The organism is Colwellia sp. 6M3 (assembly GCF_014077595.1).
Classification (GTDB): Bacteria; Pseudomonadota; Gammaproteobacteria; order Enterobacterales; family Alteromonadaceae; genus Cognaticolwellia.
In genome coordinates, this window is the sequence record NZ_JACGWF010000125.1 from 1 (window position 1) to 8,499 (window position 8,499).

At 35.1% G+C, this 8,499-nt stretch carries 8 protein-coding genes; 5 read left to right on the forward strand and 3 right to left on the reverse strand.

Annotation, left to right across the window (positions count from 1 at the left end):
- Window positions 1-497 precede the first annotated feature (497 nt).
- Entirely contained in the window at window positions 498-1,802 is a 1,305-nt protein-coding gene (locus H4J50_RS17575; protein ID WP_182257517.1) for an NAD(P)/FAD-dependent oxidoreductase, read from the forward strand.
- Window positions 1,803-2,059: 257 nt separating this feature from the next.
- Here the strand turns inward: H4J50_RS17575 and H4J50_RS17580 are convergent, their stop codons facing one another.
- Window positions 2,060-2,905, reverse strand: coding sequence for a LysR family transcriptional regulator (locus tag H4J50_RS17580; protein ID WP_108455904.1), 846 nt, complete (start codon window positions 2,903-2,905; stop codon window positions 2,060-2,062).
- A gap of 137 nt (window positions 2,906-3,042) precedes the next feature.
- On the opposite strand from H4J50_RS17580, the gene rimK reads away from it, so the two are divergent.
- Genes rimK through H4J50_RS17600 form a run of 4 tightly spaced genes read left to right on the forward strand, consistent with a single transcriptional unit; the run spans window position 3,043 to window position 6,339 of the window.
- A complete protein-coding gene (gene rimK, locus H4J50_RS17585; RefSeq protein WP_108455903.1) occupies window positions 3,043-3,948 on the forward strand; it encodes a 30S ribosomal protein S6--L-glutamate ligase in 906 nt (301 codons plus the stop codon).
- A 5-nt stretch (window positions 3,949-3,953) separates the two neighbouring features.
- Window positions 3,954-4,976: a succinylglutamate desuccinylase/aspartoacylase family protein gene (locus tag H4J50_RS17590; protein WP_108455902.1), complete on the forward strand. Its 1,023-nt coding sequence runs from the start codon at window positions 3,954-3,956 to the stop codon at window positions 4,974-4,976.
- Between the two features lie 16 nt (window positions 4,977-4,992).
- Entirely contained in the window at window positions 4,993-5,424 is a 432-nt protein-coding gene (locus tag H4J50_RS17595; protein ID WP_108455901.1) for an ATP-dependent zinc protease, read from the forward strand.
- Window positions 5,425-5,451: 27 nt separating this feature from the next.
- Window positions 5,452-6,339, forward strand: coding sequence for a mechanosensitive ion channel family protein (locus tag H4J50_RS17600; protein ID WP_182257518.1), 888 nt, complete (start codon window positions 5,452-5,454; stop codon window positions 6,337-6,339).
- 413 nt (window positions 6,340-6,752) lie between these two features.
- Here H4J50_RS17600 and H4J50_RS17605 read toward each other — a convergent pair whose 3' ends face one another.
- Both H4J50_RS17605 and H4J50_RS17610 read right to left on the reverse strand, forming a co-directional pair.
- Window positions 6,753-7,424: a mechanosensitive ion channel family protein gene (locus H4J50_RS17605; RefSeq protein ID WP_182257519.1), complete on the reverse strand. Its 672-nt coding sequence runs from the start codon at window positions 7,422-7,424 to the stop codon at window positions 6,753-6,755.
- Between the two features lie 208 nt (window positions 7,425-7,632).
- The gene (locus tag H4J50_RS17610) at window positions 7,633-8,268 is read right to left on the reverse strand and encodes a phospholipid-binding protein MlaC (protein WP_182257520.1); all 636 of its coding nucleotides are present in this window, start codon (window positions 8,266-8,268) and stop codon (window positions 7,633-7,635) included.
- Window positions 8,269-8,499 lie beyond the last annotated feature (231 nt).

An 8,499-nucleotide genomic window follows, 5' to 3' on the forward strand; every position in this document is an offset into this window, starting at 1 on the left:
ATTGAACAGACGGTTGTCGATTTTTTTACGCAAGTCATGCAAATGGATAATTTTACTTTGCGGCAAGAAGCCTTAGAATGAGGGATAATTCACTTTTATTGGTTAAAAGTGAACCCCGAAACTTGAGCTATAATAAAAGGTTATAATATGCGCTCAATCAAAATTTATACTTTTCATTTGCAGTCATAAAATTTTTGTATGTACTAAGGTCAAATATACGTACAATTTTTAAATAATTAATCTTTATTTTCAATTAATTACATTAACACCAGCTACTTAATATTAAATACATGAACGTAATTAAAAATAAAAATTTCAATCTATTTCACCTTAGAATACTAGTCTCCATGGTTACATAGTTCATCATAATTGATGATGCTGGATAAAGTAATTCTTATGGTATAGTTATTGGGTAATTTAGGATGTATTTACAACCTTGGCTTTAGGACTTTTCTTTTATTTAATCGTTTTTGAAATTTTATTTTTAGGACAAAATTATGAGTAATACCACACCTAAAATCGTCATTATTGGCGGAGGTGCAGGCGGATTAGAATTGGCAACACAATTGGGTCATAAGCTAGGTAAAAAAAATCTCGCTGATATTTTACTCATTGACAAAAATCGCACCCATATTTGGAAGCCACTACTTCATGAAGTAGCCACTGGCTCAATTGACCCAGATTTAGATGGTGTTGTTTACTCTGCACACGCTGCTAAGCATTATTACCGATTTCAACTCGGTACTTTTTGTAATATTGACCAAAGTAATAAAACGATAACACTTGCAGCACTTTATGATGAACTCGATCACATTATTTTACCTGAACGCAAGGTAAAATATGATCATCTCGTTATTGCCATCGGTAGCGTAAGTAATGACTTTAATACTCCAGGTATAAAAGAGCACTGTTACTTTTTAGATTCAAATCAACAAGCTGAGCGTTTTCAGCATACCTTGCTCGACAGTTTTACTCGTTTACATCAAGATGATAATCAACAACAATCGCTTAATATTGCCATTGTTGGAGGCGGCGCAACTGGTGTAGAACTTTCCGCTGAACTTTATCATGTTTCTGAGTTACTCAAGTTATATGGCTTAACGAACATGTCAGCCAAACGCTTACATATTCATTTAATTGAAGCTGGACCAAGAATTCTACCTGCTTTACCTGAGAGAATTGCCACGAGTGCTAAACGTGAGTTATTAAAGTTAGGGGTTAATGTTCGAGAGAATACTCAAGTAAAAGCCGCCACTGAGTTTGGTTTTATCACTAATGAAGACGAGAATATTAATGCCAATATTATGCTGTGGGCTGCGGGTGTAAAAGCGCCAGACTTTATAAAAGAGTTAGATATTTTTGAATTAACGCGAAGTAATCAAATTCTAGTAAACCAATTTTTACAGAGTAGCGTTGATGACAGTATATTCGTATTAGGTGATTGTTGTGCCTTTACACAACCGGATGGAAAACAAGTACCTCCACGCGCTCAATCGGCTCATCAAATGGCGCAATGTGTTGAAAAAAATCTTATTGCTACATTAAAACAACAACCTCTAAGTAAATTTATCTATAATGATCATGGCTCTTTAGTGAATCTTTCACGTTACAGCACTGTCGGTAATTTGATGGGCAACCTAACAAGCAGTAGTTTCTTTGTTGAAGGGAAAATAGCTAGATTTGTTTACTTATCACTGTATCGCATGCATCAGCAAGCCATTCACGGTACGGCTAAAACACTTGCCTTGTGGATCAGCGAAAAAATATTGCGTGTTGTACGACCAAAAATGAAGTTACATTAGTTTCAGCACACTAATTTTCTCCAACAAGTTTGCTCATACTTAATAAGGTTAGTGAATTAAAGTCGCTAACCTTCTTTACTTGTTTAAACTTGGCTTTATGCATGGCTTTGAGCATATCTTTAAGCATGGTTTTAAACTTTTTTTCAGGTGAGTATAAAAATAAAATCAGTCGTAAATTAAACGCTTAGTTAACTAGGCTAACGTCAATACCTAGCAACATATGCACTATTCGTCAAAAAACTAATCAACTTAACCTGCTAAACCGCTAATTGCGGAAATAAACCAATAACTTGTTTAATAACTTCAGTTTTTTGACTTTTAGCTAAGTAGACAGCAAAGATTTCTCGATGATAAACAGGTGCACTTTCAACGACAAATAAATTATGCGCTTCTACGTGTTCAAATATCATTTGCCTAGGTAAATGTGCACTGCCGCCTGCTTGTAAAATGTAGTTTAAAGCAATACGTGGTTGACTCATAAAATGTTTAGCCGGTGGTGCATTCTGAGATTCTCGCATGTGTAAAGTGTTTACCGACTCGCCATAATCTACCATTATATAGTCTTCAGCATTCATGCCATCTTCATGATCCGGATCTGTGGTTACTAAGTGCAAGGGTACCGTTGATACTTTCTCTGTCACCAAATCTTCAATAAAAGGTGGCTCAAATAAAAACGCAATATCAACCGTACGATTAATAACGTTTTTTCTTAACTCCATCGGCGAATAAGTACTGGTAAACAAACTAACGGTGTCTAAATTACGGTGAATTTTTTGCAACCAACCTTGTAAAACAATATCCCAAATAGAATTCATAGAGCCAATGGCCAGTTGCATCGCATCATGCTCAGCTACACCGACGTCATGCTTGGTTTTTTGCCACATGAAGAGTAATTCATTGGCGTGCTTGATCAGCCTGTGCCCTTCTCTGGTTAATTTTAGATGTTTATGACTTCGGTCGAACAGGAGAACACCTAAGTCATCTTCGAGTAACTTTATTCTTGCACTCACTGCTGATTGGGTAATAAAAAGATTTTCAGAGGCGACTCTAAAATGTAACGTTCGACTTACTTCTAAAAATGTCGTTAATAATTCAAATTTCATAAAAACCCTCTCTAATCAATTTTTTTGATTAAACCAGCCAAAATATTGCGTTTTATTATTTCAAAGTTTGACTATACACTTTACTTACAAATTTACCTCACTTTATTTTTAAAAGTGAAACATTCGGAATTAACACTATGAAAATTGCAATCTTATCAAGAAATAAAAATCTGTACTCTACAAAGCGTCTTAAAGAAGCAGGCGAAGCTATGGGTCATGAAGTTGATGTAATTGACACTTTGCATTGTTATATGGACATTACTAGCAGTAATTCTAAAGTGCGTTATCACGGTAAAGAATTACCTATGTACGATGCCATTATTCCGCGTATTGGTGCTTCTGTTACATTCTATGGTACTGCTGTTGCTCGCCAATTTGAAATGATGGGCACATTCAACATTAATGAATCTGTTGCAATCAGTCGTTCACGCGATAAATTACGTTCTTTACAATTATTGTCACGTAAAGGGATTGGCATGCCGCGTACAGGTTTTGCTAGCAAGCCAGATAACGCTAAAGATTTAATTAAAAACGTCGGTGGCGCACCCGTTGTAATTAAATTATTAGAAGGTACGCAAGGTATTGGTGTTGTTTTAGCTGATACGGCCAAAGCTGCAGAAGCAATTATTGAAGCGTTTATGGGCTTAAAAGCTAACATTCTCGTACAAGAGTTTATCAAAGAAGCCGGCGGTGCCGACATACGTTGTTTAGTTATTGGTGGTAAAGTTGTTGCTGCCATGAAACGTCAAGGTGCTGAAGGTGAATTCCGTTCAAACTTGCATCGCGGCGGAAGTGCTGAAGTGGTTAAATTGTCAAAAGCAGAGCGTGATACAGCGATTAGTGCGGCAAAAGCTATGGGCTTGAACATGTGTGGTGTTGATTTATTGCGTTCACAGAATGGTCCTATGGTGATGGAAGTTAACTCTTCTCCAGGTTTAGAAGGCATAGAAAAAGCAACAGGCAAAAATATTGCCGGTATGATTTTTGAATTTTTAGAAAAAAATGCTAAGCCACATGCTAATAAAACGCGCGGTAAAGGATAAGTTGAATGAAAGATATTTTAAAAATAGGCGAGTTTGAAATATTACCTGGCGAACAGCGCAAAATAGAGTTGCCTGTCGCCAAGCTATATACCGACGCTAATGTATCTTTGCCTGTACACATTATTCGTGCAAAAAAACCGGGGCCTACTATTTTTATTAGTGCTGCGGTGCATGGCGACGAATTAAATGGTATCGAAATTATTCGTCGATTAATCAGTGAGAAGAAGTTTAAAATCACTCATGGCACCTTAATAGCGGTGCCTATGGTCAATGTATATGGTGTAGTAAACCAAAGTCGCTATATGCCTGACCGTCGTGATCTTAATCGATGCTTTCCTGGCTCAGCAAAAGGTTCGCTGGCGGGTCGCATAGCACACATTTTTCTTAATGAAATTGTTAAGCATTGTGATTACGGCATTGATTTACATACGGGTGCAATTCATCGTTCAAATTTACCGCAAATTCGCGCTGATTTGTCTTGTGAAGATACTAAAGAGTTAGCCATGGTATTTGGCGTACCTGTGGTATTAAACTCAAACATTATTGATGGTTCTTTAAGAGAAGCAGCAGTAAAACATAAAACCAAAGTGCTACTTTATGAAGCCGGTGAAGCCCTACGTTTTGACGAATACTCAATTCGTGCAGGCATGAAAGGCATTACTAACGTGTTAAAACATTTAGGTATGCGTAAAGCTTCAACTACTCGTAAAAAAGTAATAGCGCCGTTTGTAGCTAACAGCAGTCAATGGTTGCGAGCGAATGGTAGTGGTATTGTCAATCACCGCGTTAAGTTGGGCGACCAAATTAAAAAAGGTGATGTTTTAGCTGAAATAGGCAGCCCGTATGGCGACATTTTAGATGTAGTTACGGCAAGCAGAGCCGGTATATTAATTGGTCAACAAAATATCCCTTTGGTACAAGAAGGTGAAGCTATGTTCCATATTGCTTACTTTGAAGAAGATGATAAACACATCTCGCAACAAATAGAGAGCTCTCAAGATAACTTATTACCGCAAAGCAGTATGTAAAAAAAGGTAACGTAATATGACTACAAAACAAAAAGCGATTATTGGACGTTTAGAAACAATAGCGTTACCTGAGTTAGCAATAGCTGATATACAGGTGCGCGTTGACACGGGAGCGAAAACGTCTTCGCTCCATGTTGACAACATTGTCAAATTTAAAAAAGATGGCAAAATAATGGTGAGGTTTGATTTACACCCAGACGTTTACAATGTTGATGAAATGATCTCTTGTGAAGCGCCGATACATGACATCAGAAGAGTTAAATCTTCAAATGGCACCTCTGAACAACGTTATGTTATATTAACGCCAGTGCAACTGGGTGATATAAATTGGTCGATCGAAATAACGTTAACGGATCGTTCAGACATGAGTTACTTAATGTTATTTGGTAGAGAGGCTATAGGTAAAAGGTTTCTTGTTGACCCATCAAAAGTATTTGTAAGTTCTTAACTTATTACCATTTATTGAGGCGATAATATGACATTTGAACAGATAGTAGAACAAATAACAGCATTACTGACTTTTAACGTGATTAATGTATCAGATCAACCTGTTACATTAGGCGATATACTTTTTATCCCCCTACTCATTATCATTGGTTTGTTATTGAGTAAATGGCTAATTAAGTTAATCAGTAAACGTTTAAGAAAGAAAAAAACTGATCCAAATGTCATTCATTTAATTGAACGGATTTTATTCGTTATAGCCATAGCGGTTATTATTATCAGCATATTAGACTTTATGAATGTGCCGATTGCCGCCTTTGCGTTTTTATCTGGCGCGATTGCCATTGGTTTTGGTTTTGGTGCACAAAACATTATCAATAACTTTATTAGTGGTTGGATATTAATGTGGGAACGCCCTATTCGCATTGGTGATTTTTTAGAAGTTGAAGATACTAAAGGTTTAGTAGAAGAAATTAATACCCGCTCAACACGCATTAAACGCATAGATGGTGTTCATTTACTTATACCTAACAGTAAATTGCTAGAAAATACGGTTGTGAATTGGACCTTAGTAGACCAGTTTGTGCGATGTTCAGTTTCTGTTGGTGTTGCTTATGGCTCACCAGCAAAAAAAGTAGCTGAATTAATTATGCAAGCGACTACTGAGCAACCTGAAGCCCTTACCGAACCTAAGCCATTAGTGACTTTTGATGACTTTGGCGACAATTCATTAATGTTTCAAGTTACATTCTGGATAAGTTCGCGCGCAGAAACAGGCTTAAGGGTCGCAAAAAGTAATGTTAGATTTCGTTTAGAGGAATTATTTGAACAAAATGACATTGTGGTTGCATTCCCTCAGCGTGATATTCATATCGATGGCTCGCTACAGTTGGTTAAAAGTGAACGAAAAGCCGACTAAATACCACAGTAATATGTTAACTAATCTGTAAGTAAAAGCCCCTGTAATATTTTATTACAGGGGCTTTTTATTTCCACATGCCAAATTATTTAACGTTACCATTTAACTTTATAATTCAGCCATATTAATAATCATACGAATTTAAGGTAAGTTTTCACTTGAACTGCAAAGACTTTCAGTCGAATGGTTTTGTCTTTAGTTATTTGAATTGAGTAAGTTCAGGCACAGTAAGCAAAGGAAAATCTGTAAAAGCAACAAATAAAGTTTCGAATACTGGTCTGAAATACTTAACAAAGATGCTTGGCTTGGAATACGACATGAGCAATATAAGCTTATTTATAAAGGGTTAGGAGCCTATAACAGATATTGTTACAGGCTACTAAAATTTGGCATGACTTCAAGTAATGTAAACACTAGTCCTTTTTATTATCGAACCATAACTTCATAAAATCTGCAGTAAGCTTTTGTTCTATACCTAATGCTTTTTCAGTTGGACAAAAAATTGAAAACGCTATTTGAGTATCACCAAGTTCAGATGTTGACACCTGAATATGAGGCTCAGGCCCGGCAATACTAATGTCTAATCTATTTTCTATCAGTTGGTTATATCTAATCGCAACCTCTTTAAATTCTATACAATACAAATTTGCTTTTTCATGCAATGTATCAAGAAAAATAAAAGGGTTCACACTATCATCGCGCACTATCGTGAAATGATGCATTGCGTAGCGCTTTAAAAAGTTCAGGTTCTTGATAACAGAAGTAATTAACTGACTATTAGGCACATACAAGGTTTTTCCTGTGTATTGATAATCGTGCTTATTAACCTCTAACAGTGTGAGTTTTGCCCAATCATTAGAATGAACCTCACCATAATATTTACCCACTTGTATCCAATCACCAATACGAAATGGACGACTAGTTAAAATATAGATAAAACCGATAAAACATTGAATAAATTCTCTGGTTGCAAGTACGATAGCAACAATAAATGCCGCGATTGAAAAAGCAAACTTTTGAATTTCACTCGACCAAATATTAAAAATAAAAACAATCACTAACAAAGTAAATATATTATTTACCATATTAATTTTTAATCTTTTACTCTTCTTAGATTTTCTTTTTATTACCTTTATCGTAATCGCTTTAAAACTATAAAAAGCAATAATAAATAATAATGTTAGTATGAATTTGTGCTGTAATAAAAATTCAATGACGGTATCAATATAAAAAATAATAATTACCTTAGGTTAGTTGTAAACACGATATGCTTAAATACAATAAAATCAGTGACTAGTCTTCAATCACTTTTTGATTGATTTTTTGCAAGTGAGATAAGGTACCTTCTACCCCTAATTTATTAAAACTGGCGTTTATTTCTGCCTGTTTTGTTTGCAATAAGCTTATACCTTCAACTTCAATATCAAAGAAAAGCCAATTAAGCTCATCTGACTGTAATAGTTTTACAACAGCTTTGTTGGTTTTATTCTTACCTACAATAGTAATATCTACCATGGCTATTTTACCGCTTTTAGACAAGGTGCTTTGGCCGATATTAATCACTTCATTATTGTATTTATTTAACAAATTACTATAAGTGTTAATAAGTTGTTGAGACAATTCAGCGATAAAAGACGCTTTAAGATCATCTGGCACCTTAGCCATGTTTTTATTGAGCACTTTATAAGTAAAGTAGCGCGTATCAACCTCAGGCAATAAATACTGATTTAACACATCTCTGATATTATTTTTTGTTAACGTATCCGCTTTTTTTAGTTTAATTAGAGAGGTTTCCACCTGACTAAAAACGTTTTTCACTTTTACTTTAGCCTCGTCAGCTGTAGCAAAAACAGTTGCAGATATAAGTAACGCCATCGTAATAAAAACAACACTGAGTAAGTTAGTGTTGAACGCCCGTTTGGTTTTCATTTTAAAGCTCAATAAATTATGTATACCGACAATTATAATGATTAGTTTCAAGCTAGCAAACGCTTTAATTTATTCAATGTAATCAAATTAATTTATTAAACAAAAATATGTCAATAGAACATGAAAAATATGCTGTGTTTATATGAATCTACACATAAAAATTGCAATTAATATTGTAATAAAGCTAGTGGTTATATTTCTAAATCCATCAATGATTTCGTATCATAATGT